Source organism: Caballeronia terrestris (genome assembly GCF_001544515.1).
Classification (GTDB): Bacteria; Pseudomonadota; Gammaproteobacteria; order Burkholderiales; family Burkholderiaceae; genus Caballeronia; species Caballeronia terrestris.
In genome coordinates, this window is sequence record NZ_FCOL02000332.1 from 1 (window position 1) to 1,852 (window position 1,852).

General features: G+C 57.5%; 1 protein-coding gene. It reads left to right on the forward strand.

The window, feature by feature from the left end:
• Positions 1-159 precede the first annotated feature (159 nt).
• Positions 160-1,692 carry a tyrosinase family protein gene (locus AWB67_RS37150; RefSeq protein ID WP_087660779.1) on the forward strand — a complete coding sequence of 511 codons (1,533 nt, stop codon included), beginning with the start codon at positions 160-162 and terminating at the stop codon, positions 1,690-1,692.
• The last annotated feature ends 160 nt before the right edge of the window (positions 1,693-1,852 follow it).

Genomic DNA, 1,852 nt, shown 5'->3' on the forward strand with positions numbered 1-1,852 from the left:
TTGCTGCCGTGCGCAGCCGGCCATGATTAACGGGCGTTTGGCTCTGACTGACGGGGCGAGCAAACGCGGTTTATCGTCATCCACATATCGGAGTAAGGGTACCTCTATTGCGTTCGTGGAAAGCAAAGAGTCATTGCTAGGTAACTACAGGAGACATTCATGAGCTATCTAAAACTTAACCGACGGACGTTCCTCGGCGGCGCGGCGTCCGCACTCTCGTTGGCTGCGTTTCCCCGCTTCGCTGAGGCAGCGGGATCGGTACGCCTCGAATGGCAGCAATTCAAGGCGACCCCTCAATACCCGTCGTTCCTTCATGCCGTACAAACAATGCGCGCCAACAAGAACGCGAACGACCCGGGCTCATGGCAGTATTGGGTGAATGTGCACGTTAATTATTGTCCGCATAAGACAAACTATTTTTTGGCTTGGCACCGGGGATACCTCTGGTGGCTGGAGCAGCAATTGAAAACATTCGATCAGAACCTTATGTTGCCCTATTGGGATTGGTACACCAATCCGACGGTGCCAACCGAATTTACCAATGCCGCCACCGGCAATGCGTTGTATGTTCCACGAGTGAACACCAATGTCTACAGCGCATTGGACTTGTCCCCTTTTTCGGCGGCGAATTTTCAGCGGGGCACGGTGAATTCGTTTGAAGACGGGTTCGAAACGCGTCCGCACAATCCCGTACACAACCTCATCGGGAACGTGATGTCCTCAATGGTATCGCCGACTGACCCAATCTTCTTTCTACACCACTGCAACATCGACAGGCTATGGCATGCGTGGGCACTGCCCGATGGACGAACGATGCCTGTGACGAGCGCGCCTTATTGGACGACGCAGACAACGCCGCCAATCTTCACTTACGCTCCAAATAAGACCATGCCGAAGGATCAAACGTATTCACCGCGCAGGCAAGGCGCGGTGTGGCCAAACAGAACGCCCTACGACTATGCCAACACTGCCCGGCCTCAGGTCTTGCCGCTGCAATCGCAGGCGGGCCGCATCATCCGGGTTCAGGGGCAAGGGCGTGATCTAACGCGTCCGCCCATCGCTTTTACTGCTGGCACACCGCCACGGGACGTCACAGCAGATCGACGCTCGATTGGTGGGGTGAAAGGCGTCGCGCTGCGAGAACAGTCTGTCAGTGCGCTCGTCACGGCGGAAGCGAGTTCGGTCCAGCCGCTGCAGGACGTGATCGCGACGACCACCACGGAATTCCCCGAGGCTGAAACGACAGATGCGTCGGGCCCCGCCCCGGCAGCCTCGAGTGCCGCCAAGGCCAAAAAATTCCGATCGGTCAAGATTGTGCTCGACAACATCAAAATCACGGGCGCAGGTACGGTCGGCGGTTATTTCTACAACGTCTATCTGGACTTGCCAGACAATGCGGACATCGAAACCGCGAGTTCAAAGCACCTTCTCGGCACGCTCGGCGCGTTCGAGATTGCTGGCGAGTCGCATCATGGATCGGTAACGCTTGAGTATCCCGCGACAGGCGCGCTGGTAAGGATGCGCGCCAAGAGCACGCGTGAACACGTGATTTCGTTCGTGCGGGTGAGCGGTGCCACCGCTCCGGCAGGCGAGGTCATCGCGGTCGGCGAGGTGCGCGTCGAACTGACGACTGAAGTGCCGTTCGTCAAGTCGAAACGAGTCAAGCCCGGACGCGATGACGTCCCGTATTGAGACGACGCGAGATAGCAAATCTCCAATCGCACTTCGTCCACCAGGTTCAAACATGCGCCGCCGGCGATGTGGCGCGCTTCATACTTTTTTGGGCGTGCCTCGCGACGCAGGCGCAATGTTTGTTGAGGGCGAGGTGCCTGACGAATCGATCAGTCAGTTT